The sequence below is a fragment of the uncultured Gemella sp. genome, assembly GCF_963529685.1.
Lineage (GTDB): Bacteria > Bacillota > Bacilli > Staphylococcales > Gemellaceae > Gemella.
Genome location: NZ_CAUSAI010000010.1, coordinates 14,745 through 39,295 on the forward strand (window position 1 = coordinate 14,745; position 24,551 = coordinate 39,295).

A 24,551-nucleotide genomic window follows, 5' to 3' on the forward strand; every position below is an offset into this window, starting at 1 on the left:
AATTGAAGGAGGGGTAGTATGCAAAAAGTAGTAAGTGTTGATGACTTAGCAGTTATAATAAAATATAGAAAAAGTATGAAAAATATTTATTTGAAAGTTGAAAAAAACGCTGATGTGGTAGTAAGCGCCCCTCCAAGAACTCCTAACTATGTTATAAAAAAATTGATTCAAGAAAATATTGATGAGATAAGAGAAAGAAGATATAATATATTAAAAAATGGTCATATTATAAAGTGCTTTGTGACTGGTGAAAAACACTTTATCTTCGGGAGGAATTTTGAATTAGAGGTAAGGTTAGGAACTAAGAATGAAGTGATTCTTTCTAATGAAAGACTAGTTTTAGTTATTAAGAATAAGGAACAAAATAGAGAACAGATCATTATAAATTATCTGAGAAAAGTCCTTTATAACAAGGCTTTAGAGTTCATTAATAAACATGAAAAAATTATGGGTGTCCATGCAGAACAGCTTAGGATTAAAAAGATGAAAACACGTTGGGGAACGTGCAATATCGAAGCTAAAAGAATCTGGATAAACTATGAATTAGTAAAATTTCCAATTGAATGTTTAGAACATATCGTGGTTCATGAACTTACTCATCTACTAGAAACAAATCATACACCTAGATTTTATGAATTATTAGGGAAATATTACCCCAACTTTAGAGAAAATGATAAATTAATAAAAGAATTTAGTAAAAAATTAGTTGGTGGATAGATAAAAGGGATAAGTATTACAATTTTTTTGAATTTTAACATCAATTTGTAAGAGTTTAAATAATTATTAGAAGGTATTTAACCTTACTCTTAAAAACAATAATTTAAAAGTGTAACGATTGACTTTTTACGCTATTTACTATATAATTAATCAAGAGTTTTTAGTATTTTTATACTAACATTTTTGATGATACTTAAAAGTATTTTTGGAGGAAAAATAAATGTCACAAATTTTAAATAAAGAAGATGGAAAAGTAGTTATCGCTTTTTCAGCAACAAAAGAAGAATTTGCGAAAGGATTAGACCAAGCATTCAAACGTGCAGTTAAACGTGTTAACGCACCTGGATTCAGAAAAGGTAAATTACCAAGAGCCGTATTCAACAAAATGTACGGTGAAGAAGCATTATATCAAGATGCAGTTGATTATGTATTACCAAGAGCTTACACTAAAGCTATCGATGAATTAGAAGTTTCACCATTAGCTATGCCTGATATCGATGTTAAAGAAATCAGCAAAGAAGAAGGTGTTAAATTCGAAGCAGTTGTTACTGTTAAACCAAACGTTGAGTTAGGTGAATACAAAAACCTTGGATTAGAAAAAGACTCAGTAGAAGTAACTGATGCTGATGTAGAAGAAAGATTAGATAGTTTATTAAGTCGTCAAGCTGAATGGCAAATCAAAGAAGGAGAATCTAAAAAAGGTGATATCGTAGTTATCGACTTTAAAGGATTCATCGGAGATGAAGCTTTTGATGGTGGAGAAGCTAAAGGTTACGAATTAGAATTAGGATCAGGATCATTCATCCCTGGATTCGAAGAACAATTAGAAGGTAAAACTGCACCAGTTGACACAGTTGTTAACGTAACATTCCCAGAGAACTACCAAGTAGCTGATTTAGCTGGTAAAGAAGCTAAATTTGAAGTTACAGTTCACGATGTAAAAGAAAAAGTTCTACCAGAATTAACTGACGAATTCGTTAAAGAATTTTCTAAAGAAGCAGCTTCAACTGTAGCTGAATACAAAGAAAAATTAAAAGAAGAAATCAAATTAGAAAAAGAAAACTTAGCAGAAAAATCTTATTCTGATAAAGTAATTTCTACAGCTGTAGAAAATGCAAAACTTTCTGTACCAGAAAAATTAGTAGAACAAGAAGTTGATTCTATGTTTGAACAATTCACTGGGAACTTATCTCGTCAAGGATTATCATTTGATTTATACCAACAATTCACTGGAAAAGGTGAAGCTGAACTTAAAGCTGAAATGAAATCTGACGCAGAAAACAAAATCAAAACTTCATTCGTACTAGGAGAAATCGCTGAAGTAGAAAAAGTTGAAGTAACAGAAGCTGACATCGATGCAGAAGTTAAAGAACTTGCTACTATGTACAGCATGACTGAAGAAGGAATCAAACAACGTATTAGTGTTGAAGACTTACGTGGTGAGTTAGTAATCCAAAAAACTGTTGATTTCTTAAAAGCTAACAACTAATTTTAGCAAATCATCCTTAAGCATATAGAGTGTCTAGCATTCTATATGCTTTTTTTATAGGAATAATAAGGCGGTGATTTTATTTGAACAAATATATTAAAAATCTAGAACAAAAATTTTTTCTAATAAAGAGTGGGTTTAAGGAAGAAGAGAAAAGAGCGGTAGATGATTATAAATCTAATGATAAAGAGTATGTTAAAAGATTAGCTTTTTTATCCTATGAATCAAAAGTATATCAAGTTAGAATGTACGGAGTATTTCTTTTCGGATATTTATCAGATGATAGTGATATTCTAACTTTTATGAGAGATGAAGTATCTAAAGATGATAATTGGAGAGTGCAAGAGGTACTTGCCAAAGCATTTGATGAATATTGTAAAAATACCGGTTATGAAAGTGCAATACCTGTAATTGATGAGTGGCTAAGGTCTGATAATCCGAATACTAGAAGGGCTGTCATAGAAAGGTTACGAATTTGGACTAGCAGACCGCACTTTAAAGTGAATCCACAAGAAGCAATAAAAAGAATAGCGCCATTAAAAGAAGACACTAGTGAATATGTAAGAAAATCAGTAGGAAATGCACTAAGAGATATAAGTAGAAAATTTCCAGAACTAATAAAAGAAGAATTAAAAACTTGGAAATTAGAAAATAAGGAAATCAAACAAGTGTATAAATTAGCGAGTAAGTTTGTTTTGGAGTAAATATAATAAGATAATATAGTAAAAGATAGCTAACAAAGGTTTTAATTAAATTTCAAATATGTGATAGATTTTATAATTAGAACTATTCATTTTTACAGGCTGTACGAATAATTTCTCAACTCACTATGTTCGTAGAAATTATAGTAGTCGTAGTATAAATTATTCGTAATATTTTTCTTCAGTCTTCGACTCTGAAAAATAAACGAATAACATAAAAGATGGTGGCTTGTGTTTAAGAATATATTAAACAGCCAATTATTCGGTAATAGCCATAAAAATTCAGATAAATTTTGTTCTTTGTCAAATTTGGTTAATTATAAAAGGTGGCTTTTAGGATAAAAACTAGTTTCAGATTAAATTCCTGTATTTTACTTTAACTGGAATTTATTTTGGGAATTAACAAATAATTTTGCTATATCTTTTTAAGTTGTTTTCTATGTTTTTCACGAAAATTTTTGTTATAATGTTCGTATGAATAAATTCCTTTCTACTGGTGTTGTAACTTATATTTTAAGGGAAGTTATTCTTTTTTTACCTTTTCCGTAATACTTATACTATATCATTTGCAAACGATTTATTGTCAAAGAAGGTAAAACTATGTTATAATTAAACTACAACATAAAAGGAGCAAACAACTATGGTAAATATTTATGACAAAGCAAATGAATTTGAAAGAGCACTAAGAGAATCTGATGAATATAAAGCATCATTAGTAGCTGCAGAAGGACTATATTCAGACGAAGAAGCTAATGCTTTATACACAGAATTCGTATTAAAACAAAAAGAATTAATGGAAGCTGCTCAAGCTGGTAATGAACCTACTGAAGAAGAATTATCAGTATTTGAAGAAATTCAACAAAAACTAATGGGAAATGCTAAATTCTTAGAATTTGTACAAAGTCAACAAAAATTACAATTTTTAATAGAAGACTTAAATAAAGTAATGTATAAACCATTAGATGAACTTTTCGAAAAATACGGAAACAAATAAAAGAAATACAATAAATCAAGGTGTTAGAATGATTCTAACACCTTGATTTTCTATATACATTTATTTTTATTTTCTTCAACATAATCTATTAATTCTAAAGTAAGATCATATCTTAAAAATGGTGTAATTATGTAAATTCCATTAAAGTGTTTTAATGCAACATCTATCAGTTTTTTACTTTCTTCTAAAGCAACTTTTTGACAAAGTTCTTTGTCATCTTTTACTTCTTCAAGTTTAGCTAAGAATTCTTCAGATAACTTGATACCAGGTACCTCATTGTGTAGGAAGACAGCGTTGTTGTAGCTAGTAATTGGCATTATACCTACGAAGAATGGTGTATCTGGGTAGTCAGCAGAAAGTTCTGCTAATTGTTCAATTTTTTCAGCTTCAAAGACAGGTTGAGTAATAAAGTAATCAGTACCTGCTTTAATTTTTTTCTCAACTAAACGTTTAGTTTTACTTAGGTCACGAACATTTGGATTATAAGCAGCAGCTACTGTAAAGTTTGTTGTTTTTTTCAGTGAAGCCCCGTTATATCCAAGTCCTTCGTTAAGCTGTTTAATAAAAGGAATCAATTTAAGGCTAGTCATATCATAGACACTAGTTGCTCCAGGGAAGTCACCAAGTTTACTTGGATCTCCAGTAAGAGCAAGGACATTATTAATTCCGAGAAGATCAAATCCCATTAAGCGAGATTGTAATCCTATAAGGTTGTGATCACGACATGTTAAATGAAGAAGTGTAGGGGTAGTAATGTGTTCTTTTAGTAAAGTAGCCGCGGCTAAATTACAAATTCTAGTGCTAGCTAGAGAATTATCTGCTAGAGTAATAGCTTCAATATTCTTTTTATCTATTGCTTTTGCACCCTCTATAAATTTATCAACATTTAAATGTTTCGGGGGATCTAATTCGGCAATTATAGTTACTTGTTTTTTGACTTTATCAACAATTGTTGGTTCGTTATGAGCAACCCTTACAAGTTCTTCTTCAGCAGGTAATGGCGTTATAACTTTTCTTTTAACAGGTTTAAGACCTTTAATTCCTTTTTTAATAGCATGAATATGCTCCGGAGTAGTACCACAACAACCACCGATTAATCTTACACCTTCCTCTACAAGAAGTTTAGCACTTTGTTCGAAGTATGCTGAATTTTTTCTAAAGCGATATTCATTACCATTAATAGTTTGTGTTAACTGTAATAAGCTGGCATTTGGATAAGCAGATAGGTAACTTTGTGCAAATAAAGGAACTTGTTTTAAACTTTTAATCATATGATAAGGACCAAGATGACAGTTTAAACCAACGATATCAGCCCCTAAATTAACAAGAGTGCTTAAAGCATCAGTTACTTTTTCTCCGTTTTGAGTAATACCTGCTTCTAATAACGATATATTAGTAATAATAGGCAAATCAGTTAATTTTCTAACTTCAGTTAATACAGCTCGAATTTCTTCTTGATCATAATAAGTTTCAAATAGTAATGCATCAATTTTATCTGTCGATAATAAAACTTTTACTTGATCTAGTGTTTCATTTACAATAGTTTTTAATGAAAGTTCACACTCACGAAGCCCGCGTATAGCTCCAATAGTACCAAAGACAATTGTATTATCTCCAGCAGCTTTACGTGCTATTTCAGCAGCACGGATGTTAATTTCTTCAAACTTATCTTCATAACCATAAGTTTTAAGCTGGCACTTCTTTGCAGCATATGTATTAGTTTGAATGATATCTGCTCCAGCCTCGATATAAGCTTTATGAATCTTCTCTACAGAATCCGGATTAGAGATATTATTATATTCATGACAACTTTCCAATCCATTGCTATAGAGAGCCGTACCCATAGCCCCATCGGCTACGAGTACATCTTGTTCTAATCTCTCTAATAAGTTTCTCATGCGAACCTCCTATTTAGCGGAAAGTTCGTTTCTGATTTCTTTAGTTACCTCAACTAAAACTTCTAATGCTTCGATAGTTTCTTTTTCAGCACGTGTTTTTAATCCACAGTCAGGGTTAATCCAGAATTGCTCAGTAGACAGTTTTTGAAGTGGACGTAAGATGTTTGTACGAACTTCTTCTTTTGTTGGTACACGAGGAGAGTGGATGTCATATACCCCAAGACCGATACCTAATGGATAAATTGCAGTCTCGAAAGCAGAGATTAATTCTCCGTGGCTTCTACTAGTTTCGATAGAAATAACGTCAGCATCTAATGCGCGGATAGAATCGATAATTTCATCAAAGTTAGAATAACACATATGTGTGTGAATTTGTGTATCATCTTGAACTGATGAAGTAGCTAGACGGAATGAGAATACTGCTTCTTCAAGATATTTTTCTTTTTTATTATCTCTAAGAGGTAATCCTTCACGGATAGCAGGTTCATCAACTTGGATAATTGTAATTCCAGCTTTTTCTAAAAGTTCAATTTCGTTTTTAAGTGCGATAGCGATTTGGTTGAAGATTTCTGCTTTAGAAATATCAGTTCTTTCAAATGACCAGTTTAGAATTGTAACTGGTCCAGTTAACATACCTTTAACAGGACGGTTAGTTAAGCTTTGAGCATAAGCAGTTTCTTTAACTGTAACAGCTTCAACGTGTTTTACATCTCCGTAAATGATTGGTGGTTTAACCCCACGAGAACCGTATGATTGAACCCAACCGAATTTAGTAGATGCGAATCCTGCGAAACGTTGACCAAAGAATTCAACCATGTCTGTACGTTCGAATTCACCGTGAACTAATACATCGATATCAAGGTCTTCTTGAATCTTAATCCAACGAGCAATTTCTTCTTCAATGAATTTTTCATAAGCTTCGTTAGATAATTCACCTTTTTTCCAAAGTGCGCGTTGTAGACGTACTTGTTTAGATTGAGGGAATGACCCGATTGTAGTAGTTGGTAATAATGGTAAATTATATTTTTTATTTTGAATCTCACGACGAACTTTGTAGTCAGATGGGCGAGTTGAACGAACATTTTCACTAGATTCTAATTCAAGGTTTCTGAATTCTGCATTTTGTAATTTATTGAAGTCTTCAACGTGTTTTTCATAAGCAGCTTCTTCTTTACCATCTAATTTATTAGCAAGTAAGTTAAGTTCTACTAATTTTTGATCAGCAAAAGCTAAACCATTTAGTAGAGTTTCTTCTAATTCAGTTTCATTTTTTGTTGTTACAGGAACGTGTAGTAATGAACATGAAGGTTGGATTACTAATTCAGATACGTTAGCTTTAAGCTCTTCTAATAATTGAGAGCTATCTACTAAATCATTGCTCCATACGTTACGTCCGTCTACAACTCCAGCAAATACTTCTTTATCTTTGAATAAACCAGCTTTTACATTAGCTAAGTTTTCTTCTCTACCGTGAACGAAGTCTAAACCGAAAGCTACTGGTAAATCAGCAAGTTTTTCAGCTTCTACTAAAGCTTCAAAGTAAGTTTGGAAGATGAATTTAGCATTTACTTCGTTGTTGAAGTGGTTATATACTTTATGAGCTAATTCAACATAGTTTCTTCCTTCATCAGTTACAAAAATTGGTTCATCTACTTGGATGTAAGAAGCACCAGCTTCAGCTAATTCTTTGAATACTTGAGTGTAAAGTGGAACTAATTTATCTACAGCTTTTTCGAATTCTCCTTCAGCTAATCCACTAGATAAAGCAACATATGTAATTGGTCCAGTGATTACTGGTTTAGCTTTATCTCCTACGATTTCTTTAGCTTCTTTATATAAATCAAGAAGACGAGTGTTGTTTAATTTAGGGTTAACATTTTCCCATTCTGGTACGATGTAGTGGTAGTTAGTGTTAAACCATTTTTTAAGTGCAGATGCAACATTATCTTTGTTACCACGAGCGATATCAAAGAATAAATCTACGTCAACTTCTCTTCCTTCAAAACGTTGTGGAATAACGTTGAATTGAACTGATAAATCTAAAATGTGATCATAAAGTGAGAAATCACCAACTGGAATAAAATCTAATCCAGCATTTAATTGTTTCTCGATATAAAGACGACGAAGTTTTCCAGCTTCTTCAAATAACTCATTTTGACGAACTGTACGAGCCCAGTATCCTTCAATTAATTTTTTCCATTCTCTTTTTTCCCCTAAACGTGGGTATCCTAAACTTGAAATTTTTGTCATTATTTTTTCCTCCTGAAATTTCCTTTTTTTTGTATATTGAATTATAAAAATAAAAACGCCCTTAAACAATAATAAACATATTGTTTAAGGACGTGCGTTTTATACGTGGTACCACCTTATTTTATGGAAAAACTAAAATTATTAGTTGTATTTTTTAGTTTTCCACCTCATTAAAATTTTAACGCTATTTTCTGCGTAATTATCTAACTTCTGCTCGATAATTAAAACTCAAAGACCATCTTCAAAAAAATTCATTAATCTCTTTTCAGCTACCGAGACTCTCTGGTGTAAATCCTTTTTTCTACTCATCTTATCCATGTAATAATATATTAATTTGTAAAAATATTTTTTTATTCAGTCTTAAATACGACAAAAGGGTAGTAACACAAGGGACGAAATGACCGTGTTACCACCCAATTTTATAATCTTAAAATAAATTTAATCTTACCTCAATGATTATTAACGGTAATCAACCGAAACTAACTTGTATTCACTCATTAGTTTAGCTCTGTGACCATTTACAATACACTCAAATCCTTTTTTTCACCAACCAAAAGGTCTCTAATAAATAAGTAATATTGCTCTTCACTTCTTCGCTTTTAAAACTGTTAAAGAAATATTAACATAAGATTTTTTCTTTGTCAACACTTTTTAATGAAAAATTAAAAACTTTTTTCTAAATTGTCAGAAATCTAATATAAATTAAATATATTAACATATTTCCGGTGGTGTTATCTTAACGATTATTTTAATTTTATTAATAAAATTTTGACAAATAAATTATTCAATGTATAATGAAAAAAAATCTACTGAGGAAAAAAACATGGTAAATTCGAAGTATATTACTCGTCTAAAATGCTCTGAAGGTCAACTTAGAGGAATTCAAAAAATGATAGAAGAAGAGAGATTGTATTGATATTATAACTCAATTAAGCGCTGTTCGTTCAAGTGTTGACCGAGTTATTGAATTACTAATAACAGAAAATCTTATGGAATGCATTAATAACCCTACAGAAAATTCTGAAGAGCATAAGGAAAGAATAGAGAAAGCTATACAGTATCTAGTAAAAAAAAATAGTATACTAAATTAGTAATAAAAGTCTTGATTCAAAATTATTTTGGATCAAGACTTTTTTAGGTGTATTAATTTTATAGAGAATTTTAATCTATCGATTGTTGATTGTTTAATTCTTTAATTCGTTATTTTGTTTCTCCAGGCCAATTATTCATACCACCTTCAACATTTATTACATCGAATCCTTGAGCCTCTAAAAAATCATATGCTTTGGCTGAACGTCCACCTGCTTGACAAATCACATAGTATTTTTGATCTTTATCTAATTTAGAAAAGTCTAACCCTAAAGTACTTAAAGGGAAATTCTGTGCGGAAGGTATGTGACCTGCTTCATATTCGTGAATTTCTCTTACATCAAGAATAGTGAGTTTTTCACTACTATTATTAGTATGTTTTTCATAAAAATCTTTCATTGAAATATTGTTTTTCATAGTTGATTCCTTTCAATATTACTAAACTTAACTACTGTATTAGTCTGGAAAATTATTGTGTTTTTAACAGAGTTAAATCATTTATAGTCTAATTTTAAATATCATGTATCTAAACATCAGTTATATTAGGATTTTTGAATTTAACTCTCCGATAATTCTCCGATATTATAAATTCATGATTTTTTCAAATATTTTAGTAGTTTCTTTGTTTTTTTCTTCTGTAATATGAGTATAAGTATTTAAAGTTGTAGTTATATCTTTATGACCTAATCTATTTTGTACATCTTTTGGGGTTGAGCCACCCTCAAATAACAACGTAGCATGAGTATGGCGGAAGCCGTGGGGCGTTATTTTACCTAATTCTGGAAACTTTGTAAGTATTGTCTCTAATATATAGTTTACATAATATTTTTTAGAGCTGTTTACAAGCCTACCTGTAATATTAAATGAATTACTGTTTTTTCTAAACTCTTTTAATTCTTTAACTGTAGTATCATCAAGAAAAATAATTCTTTCACTTGTTTTTGTTTTAGTATCAGATATTATAGATTTACTCCCAACATTCATCATATTTTTATTAATAGTTAAAGTTTTGTTTTTAAAATCAATATCTTTCCAAGTTAAAGCCCTTAATTCACCAACTCGCATACCTGTATATGCTAATAAATGAAATATTATGTATATATCGCTAGAATAATTTTCTTTTACTATTTTTAAGAACTGTAACAATTCTTTTCTAGTATAGAATTTCTTTTCTTTAGTTACTGTTTGCTTAGGTATTCGAGTTAGTTTCATGTAGTTAGTAGGTATTATCTCCATCTTAACAGCATAATCTAATATTTGAACTATTATACCTTTTATCAATTGAATGTATTTTTTTGTATAGTTCTCTGATAACTCGTTGATGTAATTTTGGCAATAAGGCAACTTTATTTTACTGACTTTTAGATTTTCAAAAGTTGGTAAAATTCGATTTTTTATGATACTTTTACTTATATAGTCACTACTTTCTTTAATTTGTGTCTTGTGTTGTTCTTCCCAAAGTTTATATACATCGCCAAAAGTAATATTTTCATTTTGTAGAAAAACACTACCATTTAAAAACTCATTCTTAGCTTTAACTATATAATTTTGTGCTTCTCTCTTTGTTCTAAACCCTTTTTTAGATATTCTTTTTTCTTTTCCTGTGTAAACATTTTTACCAAGGTATTCATTTTTTACCTCATAATATTTTTTATTGTCTTTACTGTTAATGTATTCTTTTATCATTTTCTCTTATTCCTTTCACTAGTGCCAGTAGTTTTATAAATAAATGAAAATGTTAGCTACATTATGTTAAATATGATATAATGAAATTATCTTTATTAGATGTATTCAAAATATCATTTTCGACTAAAATCACTGGTTTAATTCAGTGATTTTTTTATTTTGTCAAATAAAGTTAGCTTTCACATAAAAAACACCTTGTATTTTAAATGATACAGCCTTTAAAAAGATTTTTAGGGTTATTACTCCAAAAGATAAAGAAACTTTTCAGAAGCCATTTAAATAGCTAATATGAGAATGTAGTTTACATAACTTTATAAATTTGTGTTTATATGCTATTTTTTCTTAAATCAAGTAGCAAAATACAAGAATACCGCTTCTTTCTCCAGTTAAGTAACTCATTTACTAAAATAATTTAAGTGGTTGTAAAATATTAGTTGATAACCATTAGAGATATTGATAATGGAAAAAATCTCTAAATTTTCCATTTTGAGTTACTAAACTATTTCCAAAATGGAAAAAACAGCTTATTTTTCCATTTTGAATTACTCTAAATGATAAGGGAATATTTCTATCACACTTTTATTAATTAAATGTTGAGGTACTCCCATTTCCTGTAAGATATATTCTTTATCATTAGGATATTTTTTAAAATGATTAGATAAGTAGACATCTAGACTTATATTGAGTTTCATACTTAATATATCAGATTTAAATAAAGTATAAATTTTAACAAATGTATACAAATCATTTTTACAATTACCTAATCTATAACTTTTACTATTTATTCCTAATGAATTATGAAACTCTCTGTTAAAACGTATATATTCACGTTGAGGAGTATAATTATATATTCTACCGCCGTGAGCACTTCTATTTCTAAATTTATATATCAAAGATAAGCTATCTGAAAACAATTGTTTTAACTTGCTATTCTTTTCTATTTCTTCAACGGATAACCCAAGCATTATACTTATAACCTTATTTTTCACATCTGTTTTTTGCTCTCTATAGAAATAATACATATTACCTAAAGTCGCACCTTTAAATAATATCCACGGTGGTATATGTGTATGTTTTTCACGATAATGTTCAAATGGTTGAGAATTACTATTTATTATTGAATTAAATTTTTCTAACAATACATCTAAATGATATATCCTTTTATTATTTTTTATAAAATATTTCTCACCTTTATAATTTGTTCGCTTTAAATAATCATTCTCGCTTACTCCATACTTTTCAGCAATAGTATATGCTAGAGCCGTTTTAAAAGCCGTTTCGAACTCTAATGTAGAATTTAAAACAATCATCTTTAATTCACTATCTAGATTATATAAAGAAAATAAGTGTTCAAATGTCTCACCATCTTTATAAACTTCTGTATCTTTTAATAATACGTCTTTATATCCGTTAACTATTTCATAATATCCATACAACATGAGATTTTCTCTAGCTTTTTCTTCATCTAATATAGTTAAATTTCTAGATTTTAATAATTTAATTTGTTCATTTACTGTTTTAAATTCTTTCATCAGTTCGCCAACTTTCCTCTTATTTAATACAAAAAAGCCCTTGAATACTCAAGAACTTTTAGGTGGGACGAACCTCGTCCATTTCTTTGATTAGTTTAATTATAAATTGCTCTTGAATTTTTGTCAACTTTTTTTAACGATTTTATTCATTTTTTTTATAACATTTTTTTAAAAATATATATGTATATATACTACTCAAATAATACAGCTTCTACTCCATTTTACCTAATATAGGGGCTAGATACTATAATTAATTTCTATTATTTTCTAGGGCGTTGATAATAATTTTACTTAATGTATCTCTAATAAGTTCATCTTCAATTAATTCTAGTTTTTTATGTTCATTAACAAATTGACTAGCTGCGGTGTAGAATTCAATAGTATTTTTTATCATCATATTATTACTTTTTTTTAAATATAACAATAGTTCTTTTACAATAGGAAAATATTTAATACTCTCTTGCGACATATTACTTTCATCAATTTGCAACTTAGAAAAATAATCAATTATGTTTAAATTTTTCAATTTTAGTTCAAACTCATCTATTATTTCTTTTATGTTTTCATTTTTAGAAATAACTGAATTTAAAATGTTCTTAGTTTCTTTATTAATCCTATTAAGATTATTTTTAATTTCTTCAGTATCATCATTTAATAAGACCTGTAAAGATAGATAATCTAAACATATTACATGTTCAATATAATCATCTAAAATTTTATAAAAAACTCTAATAACCTCATCTATACAGTTTATATCAATAGTTTCACTGACTTCTAATTTATACTTTTTTAAATAAATATTAAAATCAAATGATAATGGATAAGGATATTTATAATCTAGAATTAAATTTGAGAAATTGCTCTCTAAAAATTCATCAATTGAACCATATATTAATTCATTTAATGAAATATTTCCTAATATAGAAATTGCTTTTAACCGCTGTTTATTCGGAAGTGTTTTTCCTTGCTCCCACCTTAAAATATTACTTTTATCAGCTTCTATTCTTTTTCCAAATTCTTCTAATGTATCACCTAAATTGCTTCTGATTTGCTTTATTCTTAAACCAGTATTCAGTTTATTCACAATTATTTTCATAGGTTCAAACTCCTTTCATCTACGATTATAACATAATTAAACTATATTTAAAACAAAAAAAGTTGCTTTTTTTTGCTTTTTTTGTTGACATTTCTTTTTTTTATTGATAAAATAGCAATATAAAGAAGTTGCAAAAAATTGCTCGAGTATTTTCGAGTTTAATTATACGATAATAAGTTGCAAAAAATTGCTCGATAACATTTGAATATAATCTATAATTATTTATTGCAAAAAGATTTCTTTAAAAAGGTGGTGAAAAAATGAAACTTACTGTAAATGTTGAGAAACTACAAGAGTTATTAGCTTTAAAAGGATATAATAAATATTCTTTTTCTCGTGCTAGTGGAATTAGTGATGACACACTAAGAAAAATATTAAAAGATGAAGTATCTAGCCCGAAAATGGCAAAACGTATTTCAGAAACTCTTGAAATCGACTTAACAGAAGTATTTTCGTTAGCATGAAAACAAAATACTACAAATAAAAAAGCTTTGCATTAAATTAAAATGCGAGTCAGTCTAATAAAAAAAATTCTCTTTATACTTTTTGTTGAATTATGCAAATGCATTTGCTAAAAATCAACCAATGGATGTGCTAAAAATGAGCCAATGTAATAAAGAGAATAATAAAAGATTAAATAAAGAGAATGTATATATCATCATTCATCATTATATATATTATATATAGGGGGTGATTTGACTGAATGAACGATAAAAAAAAGAACCTTATAACGTTGAATATGTTTTGGCGAACTAGAACAACGATATAAAGGTTTGAAAACCGCTATTTATTAAAAAATAACTTACTTTTATTATATCGTAAGTGCCTTTATTAGTAAATAGCAAAACCCAAAATAAATATAGCTATCTAAATTTGTTGAACAGATTTTCTAATGTGTTTTTAACCTACTCTATAGATTTAAAGAACACTTTAGAACCTATATAAACATTTATTTAGCGAACAGTATTTATTTTGAAAGAATAGAATTACTATACTCTATTCATCTATTTAATTTAATAAGGGCTTTTTGTCACGCCCTAGAAACGAGGTAAAAGACAATGACAAACACAAATATAATAAAAATTGATGGCAATACAGTAGAGGTAATAAGTGAAACATTACATATTACTGATATTAATAATAAAACAGAGTGGACTAGCGTCGAACTTGTAGACGTTATAAATCATTTTAGAACTCTAGACGGAAAGAAAACAATGTTACAACATAAAACTTTACTTGAAATAATACGTGATGAATTTAACGAAGAAATCAACGAGCAAAATTTTCTGCCCGTTAACTTTTATACAGATAAAAAAGGCGAACAACGTCCAATGTATAAACTTTCAAATTCACAAGCTAAACAAATATTAGTAAGAGAAAGTAAAGCGGTAAGGCGTGCGGTTATCAAACTACTAGAGTACCTAGAGCAACATAACGAACATAATCTTAAAGTTTTAAATGAGCGTGAAGCTTATCTATACGAGCAAGGCTTAATTATTGATACTGTTGATAAAATGGCGGACTTGATAAAGAAAACCAAAGAACTTAGCAATAAAAAAGATATTTGCCAAAGAATTATCAATCTTATCAACGCTAGTCAAAGTAGTATACCATTACCAACTAGAACACCTTACACTACTACTTATAATTAAAAGGCGGTAAAGTATTATGAAACAAACAAAAATGAATAACGAGTACAAAGAAATGTACATTAATACTTTATGTTTAGCGTTAGTAGGGTTTCCGTTGATGTATGCTTTCACCTACATTATAACCCGATTTATGGACGTATTTTATTAAAGAAAGGTAACAATAGCTTATGGAAGTTGTTTTAACTGAAAATCAAAGTTTGAAGATTAAAGAGCAAATTGCTAATTTAATCAATGAAGTTATCCAGGAAAAAATGAACACTATAAACCCCGAAAAAAGATACTTTACACGTACCGAACTACAAAAGTACCTAAGTATAGGGGCTAGTAGCATGGAGCAACTACAAGTGTTAGGGCTTCATTATGTGAAAGTTGGTAATAGACATTTATTTGATATTCAAGAAGTATATGATATTTTTGAAAATCATAAAGTAAGATAATTATGAGGTAATAAAAATGGAACTAAGCAAAGTTACGGAAAATACAGAAGAAATAAACGAAGTTATAGAGAGTATTGAGGAAATAGCCCAAAGATTAGCAAGCTTGCATATTTCAATGCGAATATTAGCTACACATTGCATGGCAATTAAAACACTCTCAACAGATGAGTTTAAAACCTTAAAAATAACAAAAGAAGAATTGTTGAAATATTGGGATAAAGTGCTAAACGGTGAAAAGTTGCACATGTTAACAGAAGCAACCGCTCTTCATTTATCAGAAGAATTAGACTTCTTAATATGTGAAGCTCTAGAAGATGTGAAAGAAACATTACAAAATATCAATAAATTATCAAACGATATTATTTAATAGATGTAGACCATTTACAAGATAGAACAATTTTTAAAAAATAATTAAAAATCTAGTGCCAGTAGTTTTATAAGTAAATGAAAATGTAGCGATTTAAAGCACGTATGAGCCTTTTAAAGTATTTCTTAGGTGAAATCATATCAAAGGAAATTCAACGGCTTGTACGTACCTTTACTTTAATCTACAAAAGCGTTTATTTACTAAAAATACTATTGTTAATCATAGCACTAGTTACTTTTATAAAATCAAACAAATATTATTTCTGAAAGGAACTAAAAATGAATAATTTAAATCAAATTAGTAAAGAAAGCTTATACAAATTAAATCGAAAAGCTATAAATATTGGTAATCAATTATCTACTAAGTCAGAAAGCTATGATGATTTACTAGAGCAATGTTCATTGTTATTCGACTTCTTTAATGATTTTCTAACACTAAGCCCTATCTTAGAAACGACTATTGAAACGGCAGTTAAGATACAAGATAGTGAAGTATTTAGAAATAAGATTATTGATAGAGAAATTGATACTTTGAGAAAAACTCTAAAAGAATATGGAGTGAAAGAGTTACATGACACCCCAACGGAAATAGAACTATTAAAATATCGTTTTTATGACATTTTCGACTTTAGAATAAAAGTTTTAAATAAACTCAAAGAAACTTATTCTAAAAATGAAGATACATTAATAATCAAATTTTAAGAGGTGCAACCATGGAAATAAAAGACTTTAAAGAACACGTACTTAAAACTTTGTTAGAGTATGAACAACTAAACAAAGAATTACAAACAGTTAGAGAAACTTATATTACAGCCTTATCTAATTTTTACAAAGATAATAGAGTATTTTTTTGTACAGATAAAGAGGAACTAGTAAAAGAATTTTTTAACAGTGAAATTTTTAATCAGGCTCACTATTTAACAATTCATAAATCTCTAATTAATGAAGTTGAAACAAATGTGAAAATTAAACACACTGAACTTGTAGAGGCGTTCAATATGTTAGATAAGTTATGGGAGAGAAAAGAAAACTAGCTTATATTAGCTAATATTTTGCTTGCTAGAGTTCAAAAATAGATAAACAGGTATATTATACCAAAAAAGAAAATAAACAGCTTATACGCCGTTTAAATAGTTCAGAATTTTAAGTACATGAAATTTATTTCTTGTGTACAGTCTAGATTAGATAATTTAAACGATATTGTAAGCTAGAAAGGAACAAATAAAATGAATTATGTAGAGCCGTTAAAAAACAAGGAAGACATAAAAATCCTTAATAGTTATTTTAAACAGCAAAATTCTAGAAATCACTTGTTATTCAACTTAGGTATTAATACACCTATGAGAGTAAATCAATTAGTAAAATTAAAAGTACGTGATGTGCTAGATAAGGAAGAAATAACAGTAATAGTTGGTAGAAAGGTTATATCATTTCCGTTAGGTAAAAAACTACAGAAATTAATAAAAGATTATTGTTTAGATAAAAGTTCTGATGATTTTCTTTTTAAATCTTTGAGAATAAAAAGAAGTTATAAACCAATAACAGAAAATCAAGTAAACAAGATTATAAAAAATGCTAGTCAAGAATGTAATCTAAATAATATTAGTGGTAGTTCACTTAGAAAGACATTCGCATATTTCTATTATGAGCGAACTAAAGATATTCGTAGTTTAATGAAACTACTAAACCACCATGACCAATATTTTACTTTGCAATACATAGGAAGAAACGAGCATTTCTATAATAATAATTTCATAGAATGGGAAGAACTTTAACTATGAAAATAAAAAATATTTTTGTTCATTCCTCTTGTAGGTGATATATGGAATAAAAATAAGTGAAAGCTGTTGAATATCTTGAAGAGAAAAGAAAAAACTATATATATAGATACGTAACAAACTATAAGATATGATACATAGTCAATGACTAAAATATATATTTTTAATATTTGTCAGTCAGTCAATCAACAGTCAGTCAATCAATAATAATTCTAGCTAAACTTATTTCATTAATTGTTAAAATTGATTTTATATCTATTGGAACAATAAAAATAAATTCAAGAAAGGAGTTGTTACTTTGATTTATACACAAACAGGAACAGTAACAAACAAACTTAAAAAAGTAAAAAGTCAGTCTTCCTCTTTTGATACCTTAGCAATAACGCCAGTAGACATCATAGAAGATAACGAAGACAAAGAGCATTATAAACGTTATAAAGCTACTCAATTTGTAAGTGGTGAATTTAGCGAGGAAGAACACAATCCGATAATCAGAAATAACGAGAATTTATATTATAGAGATTTAATAATAATCGATATTGATGAAATAGAGCTTAACAGTACTCAAGCAATTAATTTAATTGAACGTGAACTACAGGAATTTAAATATTTATTGTATGCTACTCTTAACCATACAGAAGAAAAACCACGTTTTAGGCTTGTTTTAGAGCCAACAAAGAAAATGAATGAGAGTGAGTATAAAGCTACTATAATTCATGTTATGGCTTTATTAAATATGAATTTTGATGAACATAGTTTCACATGGTCGCAACCGCAAGGAGCACCGATAACCACTAAAAGTAATAGTAATAACTATGTTTTTATCAAAAAAATACAAGGAAGTAAATTTCCAGTACAAAAACCAAAACAAGAATATTTTCAAAGCTCTAATAGTTACGAAAACTTTTCAATTCCCTATGATGAAGCTATACAAATAGTAAAAGAATACACCGAAAAAGAAAGTAAAAATCTAGAGAAAAGAAGTAATTTTATTTCTTGTCTAATGGTACTTTGTAAAGCAGTTACAACTGGTGAAATAGAATATATTACTGGGGTTGAATGTAGTAGACTATTAGCAAATATTCCTAACAGTTCTCCTAAATGGGAACAAGAAAACCAAAAAATGTTTAATGAAGAGCTAAAACGCTCTAAAGGTAACGTAAATCATTTTAAAACAAAATATAGTTTTAAAGAAAAATTTTCACATAAAAATAAAAAAGCTAAGAAGCAAGATAAAAAGAAAGGTGATTTTACATTGTTTGATTTAATGAATATTATAGACAACTTGAGAGATATTAAATTTAATGAAATGAGTAATTTAATAGAAATTAAAAAAGATGGGAAGTATAAAGCGGTAGATAATAAAGATATAAACTTATTAAGGCTAGATTTATCAAAACTAAAAAAAGTTACTTTTTCTACTGAAGATATTAAAACCGCAATATGTGGAGTAAGCGAAAAAAATAAATACCATCCTATAAAGCAACTTATAGAATCTACTCAATGGGATGGAATAGAACGAGCGGAAAAAATCTTTATAGACTGGTTGGGAGTCGAAGATAATCCAGTTAATAGAGAAGTTACTCGGAAATGGCTACTAGCTTGTATTACTAGATTATATGATAAAGGTCGTAAATTTGATGAAATGTTAATCTTATTCGGTGGTCAAGGTATTGGGAAAAGTACTACTCTTGAACGATTAGCACTAGACAACTTTTATACAAAAGTAACTGGTAAGTTAAATAATGATACTATTTTACAAACCTCACAAAGTTGGCTGGTTGAACTAGATGAGTTAAGTACTCTATTAAGAACCCCTACACAAGAATTTAAATCGTGGTTATCTTCAAGAAAAGATACTACTAGAGCACCATACGAAGCCCAACCGATAGATTTTCATAAAGGCTTTGTAGTATTAGGAACTACCAATGATGACAAAATATTGAAAGACCATACAGGAAACAGAAGATTTTGGATACTTGAATGTGATGAAGATAAAATTAAAAAATCAATTTTCAACGTAGAAGAAAAAGAAATACTTCAAGTATGGGCGGAAGTCAGAACATGGTATAATAAAAATGAAAGTCTTTTGTTAAGTCAAACATCTAGAAAAATGATGGAAGAAAAAACAGAAAACTATGTTATACCTATTCCATTTACTGATGAAATAAAGAATATTACTAATATGAAATTTCCTCGTAACTGGAAAGAAATTATACACGGCAAACACAAATTTAGGTTACATAAATACGTTACTGACATGTTAAACGCTGGAACAAGTACAGAAGATATTTCACAAGATGTATTACTAGATGATATTACTACTCAAGAACTTTTCTTCTTACTAACTGGTAATTATAGAACCTCTCTAAATGGTTTAAAAGCTACTAAAGATTTTAGTAACGTTTTTAACATGTTGGATAATTGGAAATCTTCCAAAGCTATTTCACGTGGTGAAAAAAAAGATTTAAGGGGTTATAAAAGAATTAATTAAAGATGGCGTTAAAGAACATTTCAAAGTTAGCAAACGCCACCTATAAAATGTGATAATAACAACGTTTAGGACGTATTGGACGTTTAAGGCATTTTTTCATATTATATATATAATAATAAATATATATAAATATAGTATATAGTATATTCCTACTAATACGAACAAAAAAAACGCCCTAAAACGCTGTAACGTCCTAAGCCTTTCATATCAAGGATAAACAAAAGTCGTTTAGATGAAAATCAAATGGAGTTTTAAACGCCCTCTTAGAAAAAATTAAAAATTAACGTGTAGTAATCTGTAGATGATGTACATTAATCTTAATTGAATAAAAAAGATATTACACATTAAAGTAAGAGAACTCCTCAAGAATGTTTTTCAAGAATTTACAGTAATATATTCAGTAAGAAAGCTAATCAAGTTAAGATAACAAGATTAGTTTTCTTTATTTTGCTATTATTTTAAATGCTAACAGGTTTCAAGAAATAGAAAGGTATAATTACACCAAAATAAAATTAGAATACTTATACACCTTTTAAATGGCTCTTAATTTTAAGAAAAGAACTTGAAACAGAAAAATATATAGTATATCATTGAATTACAATATTAAAAGAAAGAGGTTAACTCATTATGAATGATAACTCACCGAAGCAATATGATATTGAATGTTTAGAAGATATACACGATTTAACAATAATGAATGAGTATGAAGAAAGAAAAGAAAATAATGAAGTTGAATATATATCTTTTGAAGAGATGAAAGCAGTACTTGATATATAGAGATTATTAAGAATAAGTACTGATTTAAGTTTATATTTTTTACTATATTTAACTAAAAACCCCTTGTAATTACACAAAATATTATTTACAATAAAGGTATAAGATAACATTTTTCAAAGGGAGTAGATTTATATGTTAGAATTAAAGATATTTTATAGAACTGGTGTAGAAACGTTTTATTGTAGAAATTATAATGCTATGTTAGATACAATATCAGATGAAATCAGTTACGATATTATAGATGATTTACTAATATACATTAAGGATATTGTTTTACTTGAGAATAATGGAGTTATGAATAAACAACTATATAATAAATATTTACGTAGACTGAAAGAACATCAATACAAAGAAATAGTGTTACTTCATCTAGATAAATTAGAGATAGATTATGAGATTAACAAAATAAAGAGTTTTATACAGATACAATAACATTTAATAAAGGCTATTCGATTTAATTTTAAATTATTAGAAATAAAATCAAATGATGATTAAAAAAATTCTAGTAATTAAGATTAAGTTAAATAGCCCTTTTTTTATCATCTTTAAATATGTAATTTAATTTATAAGTACTCTAGAGCCTTGATACACTTGGCTTTTTAAAAATACTCTCCGAAAACTCTCCGAAGTTAGACGAAAAAACCTATTTTTTAGTAAAAATCATTTTACAAACTGAAAAGAATAATAAGAATATTTTAAGATGAAAAAAATTAAAATTAATAATCTTCTAAAAAATATTTACATATGTTAAAACATATGTTAAAATATATATTGTTAGGAGGTAAACTCATGAGTTCGAAAGAATTAATAAAACAGCTTAATAAATTAGGTTGGCAAGAAGTCCGAATAAAAGGTAGTCACCACCAATTTAAGCACCCTAACAAAGATTATCTTATAACTGTACCGCACCCAAAGAGAGATTTACCAAAAGGGACGGCACAAAAGATATTAAAACAAGCGGGCTTGAAATAAAGCCCCTTGATTTTAGGAGGTTAACCACATGAAATATATGTATTACGCAGTATTTACACAAGAAAAAGATTATATAGATATAACATTCCCAGATTTAAAAGGTTGTATTACTTTTGGTGATAATTTAGAAGAAGCTTTGTACATGAGTAAGGACGCTCTAGAGGGATATTTATTAGTATTAGAAGATGAAAAAATGAGTATACCAAAACCAAGTACATATCAAGAGTTACAAGCTAAATTAAACGATAATCAACAATTACAATTAATTAATGTTGATACTGATTTTATTAGACGTAGAGAAGAAAATAAAGCAGTAAATAAAATGGTTACTTTACCTAAATGGTTAGTAGACTTAGGGAAAGAGAAAAAAATAAACTTTTCACAAGTATTACAGCAAGCTTTAAAAAATGAATTAGGAGTATAACAAAGTTAAAAAGGCAGTGGAATAAATCCACTGTTTTTATTTTTATTTAAGTTGGTGCATTTTGCACTAACTTTATTTTTTTAGTTTGTATATTTTTCATAAAGAAATTAAATATTAAACCCTCTGTATATCTTTTGTATGCTCTCTACTCTATATACAAACCTAGTAATTATACAAGGTACATTGATTATACTAGAGCATATAAGAGCTTGTTTATTCTATGTAGTTCTATATAAAAGGTATTTATCTTAAAAGAATATCTAACAAAGAATTACAAGAGTATTGATATTCAAGAGAAGTAATATTATATGGTGATAATTGCATTCGCTACATTAATACAAGAGGTAGCTAAGAACATGTATTAATCATATACAAGTAATTAAGATTATGTGTAGATATCTAAATTAGGTTGATTAATCGTATCAGATACTAGAGGATAAGCAACACTAATATATATTCATTCGGTTATATCATATCATTATATATTCATAGATAGCTAATTAATGTAGATTGATATGTACTACATCTGTTAGGCTTATTCCAGTTACCTAATCACCTTATACCATATGGCTATATAGTTGATACAAGTATCATGATTGAATAGGTTTGTTGTAAGTGATAGATATATCAAGTAAGTAGTAACAATGAACTAAGATGTAAAGATAGTATGAAAGTATATTAGATTAATATGTTATCATTGAATGTAATATGATTATGAAAAGAATATGTAAAAGATTAAATGATTTAAACAAAAGAATAAATATTAATTAGTTTAATTGTATTTAACATTAAAGATGAAAGATAGAAAGATACAAAGGCAAGAGCTAAGCCAAGGGCTAAGGATAGCATAAGGATATATTACTATAAAAGGAATGAGGTATACTTCCCTTAATTGAGAACACCGCCCCCCCTATTAAAAATCTCAAAAAATAAAAAAACTTAAAGACCAACCTGCACCCAATCATTCACAATGGCACAGCCTCGTTAATCATTATTGGAAAAATTAAGACAAAAAAAAGAACTTCTCATCTAATTTTGAGAAGTCTTCCAATGTTTGCTAAACTTATTTCTACAGTAATTATAAACCATTAAAAATAAAAAATCAATAGGTTTATTTCTTGAAATTCATCAATGAAAAAATGTAGTTAAAAATACTTACTATAGCCATACAAAACAAGTAAAACGATATACTAGGAATAATCAAAATTCTTGTTAAACTACTTTAATTTAACAAAAAAACAGATAGTAATATACTACCTGTTATCTCATTTATTTATAGAACTACTGGCACTTATTTAATGTGTTTTTGTTTCCGAAAACTCTCCGAAAACTCTCCAAAAAGTCTTAAAATTTGATATTGTATAGAAACTTATTTCTTTAATATATCGTTATTGTATCAATGGTTAGAAGTGTTCTAAAATGTAATCTATATTAGAATTTTTATAGTCTAATTTTAAACTATTTTACCTCGCCATGCATGCATTCCACCTTGAACATTAACAACATCAAAACCTCTTTTTTTAAGTTTTTTAGCGGCAAGTTTACTTCTTGCTCCAGAGTGACAAATTACATATGTTTTTTTGTCAGCGATAGGAGTGAAGTTTTCGATTTCGCTTAGTGGAATATTTTTTGCATTTTTTATATGGCCTCGTCTAAACTCAGCAGGTGTCCTTACGTCTATTAATTGAATACCTTCCTTGAGTTTTTTTCTAATTCGATAGTAGAAATACTATCTATTTTTGTGAATAAAAAAAACATTTATCTAAACCTTCTATATACCCTTACGGGGTATATTAAACTATGAAACAGAGGAATTGTCAAAAATATTGACTTAATGTGTAGAATTGATAATGAAATGAAAAATAATTCGTGATTAAGTAGAAACTATTTGTTACATAGTTAGTTTATAGTAGGTAATATGATGAAAAAATACAATATTATTTTTTGCCGAATAATTAGTGATATTTTGATGTTATGTGCTTGACAAATAGTAAAAATAGTAGAATAATAAACTAAAAGATGACGCTTTCATTTCCATAAAAAACAACCAATATATTGCCAGGTAATAGCCCCAAAATTTGTCTAAATTTTGAGGGCTATTACTCTAGTTAATGACTTTAGTCAGTTGAGGAGGCGAAGTCTCTGAAACAAAAAACCACCCGCTATGCGGGTGAGAGCCAAGAGTTAAACAATTGAAAA

24 protein-coding genes, 1 pseudogene and 2 other annotated features are annotated in these 24,551 nt (G+C 28.1%); of the genes and pseudogenes, 18 read left to right on the top strand and 7 right to left on the bottom strand.

Annotation, left to right across the window (positions count from 1 at the left end; translation table 11 throughout):
• Nucleotides 1-18 precede the first annotated feature (18 nt).
• The 4 genes from RWS90_RS02840 to RWS90_RS02855 all read left to right on the top strand — a co-directional run bounded on the left by RWS90_RS02840 (nucleotide 19) and on the right by RWS90_RS02855 (nucleotide 3,901).
• Nucleotides 19-717 (top strand): SprT family zinc-dependent metalloprotease, encoded by a 699-nt coding sequence (locus RWS90_RS02840; RefSeq protein ID WP_314548474.1) that lies wholly within the window; start codon nucleotides 19-21, stop codon nucleotides 715-717.
• Between the two features lie 220 nt (nucleotides 718-937).
• Complete coding sequence (tig, locus tag RWS90_RS02845) at nucleotides 938-2,206, top strand: trigger factor (RefSeq protein ID WP_314548475.1); 1,269 nt, start codon at nucleotides 938-940, stop codon at nucleotides 2,204-2,206.
• 83 nt (nucleotides 2,207-2,289) lie between these two features.
• Nucleotides 2,290-2,910, top strand: a complete 621-nt coding sequence (locus tag RWS90_RS02850) for a DNA alkylation repair protein (protein WP_314548476.1) — start codon at nucleotides 2,290-2,292, stop codon at nucleotides 2,908-2,910.
• Nucleotides 2,911-3,547: 637 nt separating this feature from the next.
• The gene (locus RWS90_RS02855; RefSeq protein WP_314548477.1) at nucleotides 3,548-3,901 is read left to right on the top strand and encodes a YlbF family regulator; all 354 of its coding nucleotides are present in this window, start codon (nucleotides 3,548-3,550) and stop codon (nucleotides 3,899-3,901) included.
• Between the two features lie 50 nt (nucleotides 3,902-3,951).
• Here RWS90_RS02855 and RWS90_RS02860 read toward each other — a convergent pair whose 3' ends face one another.
• Both RWS90_RS02860 and metE read right to left on the bottom strand, forming a co-directional pair.
• Nucleotides 3,952-5,799 (bottom strand): bifunctional homocysteine S-methyltransferase/methylenetetrahydrofolate reductase, encoded by a 1,848-nt coding sequence (locus RWS90_RS02860; protein ID WP_314548478.1) that lies wholly within the window; start codon nucleotides 5,797-5,799, stop codon nucleotides 3,952-3,954.
• A 9-nt stretch (nucleotides 5,800-5,808) separates the two neighbouring features.
• The gene (gene metE / locus RWS90_RS02865) at nucleotides 5,809-8,049 is read right to left on the bottom strand and encodes a 5-methyltetrahydropteroyltriglutamate--homocysteine S-methyltransferase (RefSeq protein WP_314548479.1); all 2,241 of its coding nucleotides are present in this window, start codon (nucleotides 8,047-8,049) and stop codon (nucleotides 5,809-5,811) included.
• 83 nt (nucleotides 8,050-8,132) lie between these two features.
• Nucleotides 8,133-8,375 (bottom strand) — a binding site (T-box leader).
• A 59-nt stretch (nucleotides 8,376-8,434) separates the two neighbouring features.
• Nucleotides 8,435-8,652: a binding site (T-box leader), on the bottom strand.
• Between the two features lie 220 nt (nucleotides 8,653-8,872).
• Between metE and RWS90_RS02870 the strand changes: the two are divergent.
• Nucleotides 8,873-9,140: pseudogene (locus RWS90_RS02870) on the top strand (metal-sensitive transcriptional regulator).
• A gap of 109 nt (nucleotides 9,141-9,249) precedes the next feature.
• On the opposite strand, the gene RWS90_RS02875 reads toward RWS90_RS02870, so the two are convergent.
• From RWS90_RS02875 to RWS90_RS02890, 4 genes are all read right to left on the bottom strand, one after another.
• Nucleotides 9,250-9,555, bottom strand: coding sequence for a rhodanese-like domain-containing protein (locus RWS90_RS02875; protein WP_314548480.1), 306 nt, complete (start codon nucleotides 9,553-9,555; stop codon nucleotides 9,250-9,252).
• 165 nt (nucleotides 9,556-9,720) lie between these two features.
• On the bottom strand, nucleotides 9,721-10,824 hold the full coding sequence (locus RWS90_RS02880; protein ID WP_314548481.1) for a tyrosine-type recombinase/integrase: 1,104 nt from the start codon (nucleotides 10,822-10,824) through the stop codon (nucleotides 9,721-9,723).
• Between the two features lie 542 nt (nucleotides 10,825-11,366).
• Nucleotides 11,367-12,356: an Abi family protein gene (locus RWS90_RS02885; RefSeq protein ID WP_314548482.1), complete on the bottom strand. Its 990-nt coding sequence runs from the start codon at nucleotides 12,354-12,356 to the stop codon at nucleotides 11,367-11,369.
• Nucleotides 12,357-12,606: 250 nt separating this feature from the next.
• Complete coding sequence (locus RWS90_RS02890) at nucleotides 12,607-13,452, bottom strand: helix-turn-helix domain-containing protein (RefSeq protein WP_314548483.1); 846 nt, start codon at nucleotides 13,450-13,452, stop codon at nucleotides 12,607-12,609.
• 260 nt (nucleotides 13,453-13,712) lie between these two features.
• On the opposite strand from RWS90_RS02890, the gene RWS90_RS02895 reads away from it, so the two are divergent.
• From RWS90_RS02895 to RWS90_RS02955, 13 genes are all read left to right on the top strand, one after another.
• Entirely contained in the window at nucleotides 13,713-13,916 is a 204-nt protein-coding gene (locus tag RWS90_RS02895) for a helix-turn-helix transcriptional regulator (protein WP_314548484.1), read from the top strand.
• A gap of 594 nt (nucleotides 13,917-14,510) precedes the next feature.
• On the top strand, nucleotides 14,511-15,104 hold the full coding sequence (locus RWS90_RS02900) for a hypothetical protein (protein WP_314548485.1): 594 nt from the start codon (nucleotides 14,511-14,513) through the stop codon (nucleotides 15,102-15,104).
• A 16-nt stretch (nucleotides 15,105-15,120) separates the two neighbouring features.
• Nucleotides 15,121-15,252, top strand: coding sequence for a hypothetical protein (locus RWS90_RS02905; RefSeq protein WP_314548486.1), 132 nt, complete (start codon nucleotides 15,121-15,123; stop codon nucleotides 15,250-15,252).
• 19 nt (nucleotides 15,253-15,271) lie between these two features.
• Nucleotides 15,272-15,541, top strand: coding sequence for a hypothetical protein (locus RWS90_RS02910; protein WP_314548487.1), 270 nt, complete (start codon nucleotides 15,272-15,274; stop codon nucleotides 15,539-15,541).
• 16 nt (nucleotides 15,542-15,557) lie between these two features.
• A complete protein-coding gene (locus RWS90_RS02915; protein ID WP_314548488.1) occupies nucleotides 15,558-15,908 on the top strand; it encodes a hypothetical protein in 351 nt (116 codons plus the stop codon).
• A gap of 278 nt (nucleotides 15,909-16,186) precedes the next feature.
• The gene (locus tag RWS90_RS02920) at nucleotides 16,187-16,609 is read left to right on the top strand and encodes a hypothetical protein (protein ID WP_314548489.1); all 423 of its coding nucleotides are present in this window, start codon (nucleotides 16,187-16,189) and stop codon (nucleotides 16,607-16,609) included.
• A gap of 11 nt (nucleotides 16,610-16,620) precedes the next feature.
• Entirely contained in the window at nucleotides 16,621-16,941 is a 321-nt protein-coding gene (locus RWS90_RS02925) for a hypothetical protein (RefSeq protein ID WP_314548490.1), read from the top strand.
• A gap of 192 nt (nucleotides 16,942-17,133) precedes the next feature.
• Nucleotides 17,134-17,682 (top strand): tyrosine-type recombinase/integrase, encoded by a 549-nt coding sequence (locus RWS90_RS02930; protein WP_314548491.1) that lies wholly within the window; start codon nucleotides 17,134-17,136, stop codon nucleotides 17,680-17,682.
• Between the two features lie 301 nt (nucleotides 17,683-17,983).
• Nucleotides 17,984-20,179 (top strand): virulence-associated E family protein, encoded by a 2,196-nt coding sequence (locus tag RWS90_RS02935; protein WP_314548492.1) that lies wholly within the window; start codon nucleotides 17,984-17,986, stop codon nucleotides 20,177-20,179.
• A 627-nt stretch (nucleotides 20,180-20,806) separates the two neighbouring features.
• Nucleotides 20,807-20,956, top strand: a complete 150-nt coding sequence (locus RWS90_RS02940; RefSeq protein WP_314548493.1) for a hypothetical protein — start codon at nucleotides 20,807-20,809, stop codon at nucleotides 20,954-20,956.
• A gap of 132 nt (nucleotides 20,957-21,088) precedes the next feature.
• Nucleotides 21,089-21,388, top strand: coding sequence for a hypothetical protein (locus tag RWS90_RS02945; RefSeq protein ID WP_314548495.1), 300 nt, complete (start codon nucleotides 21,089-21,091; stop codon nucleotides 21,386-21,388).
• A 357-nt stretch (nucleotides 21,389-21,745) separates the two neighbouring features.
• Entirely contained in the window at nucleotides 21,746-21,928 is a 183-nt protein-coding gene (locus RWS90_RS02950; RefSeq protein ID WP_271965256.1) for a type II toxin-antitoxin system HicA family toxin, read from the top strand.
• A gap of 28 nt (nucleotides 21,929-21,956) precedes the next feature.
• On the top strand, nucleotides 21,957-22,352 hold the full coding sequence (locus RWS90_RS02955) for a type II toxin-antitoxin system HicB family antitoxin (protein WP_271965255.1): 396 nt from the start codon (nucleotides 21,957-21,959) through the stop codon (nucleotides 22,350-22,352).
• A 1,453-nt stretch (nucleotides 22,353-23,805) separates the two neighbouring features.
• On the opposite strand, the gene RWS90_RS02960 is transcribed toward RWS90_RS02955, so the two are convergent.
• On the bottom strand, nucleotides 23,806-24,066 hold the full coding sequence (locus RWS90_RS02960) for a rhodanese-like domain-containing protein (RefSeq protein ID WP_399541475.1): 261 nt from the start codon (nucleotides 24,064-24,066) through the stop codon (nucleotides 23,806-23,808).
• Nucleotides 24,067-24,551 lie beyond the last annotated feature (485 nt).

Coding starts and splice junctions, on each gene's coding strand:
- RWS90_RS02840 (WP_314548474.1), top strand. CDS start 19: ATGCAAAAAGTAGTAAGTGTTGATGACTTAGCAGTTATAATAAAATAT.
- tig (WP_314548475.1), top strand. CDS start 938: ATGTCACAAATTTTAAATAAAGAAGATGGAAAAGTAGTTATCGCTTTT.
- RWS90_RS02855 (WP_314548477.1), top strand. CDS start 3,548: ATGGTAAATATTTATGACAAAGCAAATGAATTTGAAAGAGCACTAAGA.
- RWS90_RS02860 (WP_314548478.1), bottom strand. CDS start 5,799: ATGAGAAACTTATTAGAGAGATTAGAACAAGATGTACTCGTAGCCGAT.
- metE (WP_314548479.1), bottom strand. CDS start 8,049: ATGACAAAAATTTCAAGTTTAGGATACCCACGTTTAGGGGAAAAAAGA.
- RWS90_RS02875 (WP_314548480.1), bottom strand. CDS start 9,555: ATGAAAAACAATATTTCAATGAAAGATTTTTATGAAAAACATACTAAT.
- RWS90_RS02880 (WP_314548481.1), bottom strand. CDS start 10,824: ATGATAAAAGAATACATTAACAGTAAAGACAATAAAAAATATTATGAG.
- RWS90_RS02885 (WP_314548482.1), bottom strand. CDS start 12,356: ATGAAAGAATTTAAAACAGTAAATGAACAAATTAAATTATTAAAATCT.
- RWS90_RS02890 (WP_314548483.1), bottom strand. CDS start 13,452: ATGAAAATAATTGTGAATAAACTGAATACTGGTTTAAGAATAAAGCAA.
- RWS90_RS02895 (WP_314548484.1), top strand. CDS start 13,713: ATGAAACTTACTGTAAATGTTGAGAAACTACAAGAGTTATTAGCTTTA.
- RWS90_RS02900 (WP_314548485.1), top strand. CDS start 14,511: ATGACAAACACAAATATAATAAAAATTGATGGCAATACAGTAGAGGTA.
- RWS90_RS02905 (WP_314548486.1), top strand. CDS start 15,121: ATGAAACAAACAAAAATGAATAACGAGTACAAAGAAATGTACATTAAT.
- RWS90_RS02910 (WP_314548487.1), top strand. CDS start 15,272: ATGGAAGTTGTTTTAACTGAAAATCAAAGTTTGAAGATTAAAGAGCAA.
- RWS90_RS02915 (WP_314548488.1), top strand. CDS start 15,558: ATGGAACTAAGCAAAGTTACGGAAAATACAGAAGAAATAAACGAAGTT.
- RWS90_RS02920 (WP_314548489.1), top strand. CDS start 16,187: ATGAATAATTTAAATCAAATTAGTAAAGAAAGCTTATACAAATTAAAT.
- RWS90_RS02925 (WP_314548490.1), top strand. CDS start 16,621: ATGGAAATAAAAGACTTTAAAGAACACGTACTTAAAACTTTGTTAGAG.
- RWS90_RS02930 (WP_314548491.1), top strand. CDS start 17,134: ATGAATTATGTAGAGCCGTTAAAAAACAAGGAAGACATAAAAATCCTT.
- RWS90_RS02940 (WP_314548493.1), top strand. CDS start 20,807: ATGAATGATAACTCACCGAAGCAATATGATATTGAATGTTTAGAAGAT.
- RWS90_RS02945 (WP_314548495.1), top strand. CDS start 21,089: ATGTTAGAATTAAAGATATTTTATAGAACTGGTGTAGAAACGTTTTAT.
- RWS90_RS02950 (WP_271965256.1), top strand. CDS start 21,746: ATGAGTTCGAAAGAATTAATAAAACAGCTTAATAAATTAGGTTGGCAA.
- RWS90_RS02955 (WP_271965255.1), top strand. CDS start 21,957: ATGAAATATATGTATTACGCAGTATTTACACAAGAAAAAGATTATATA.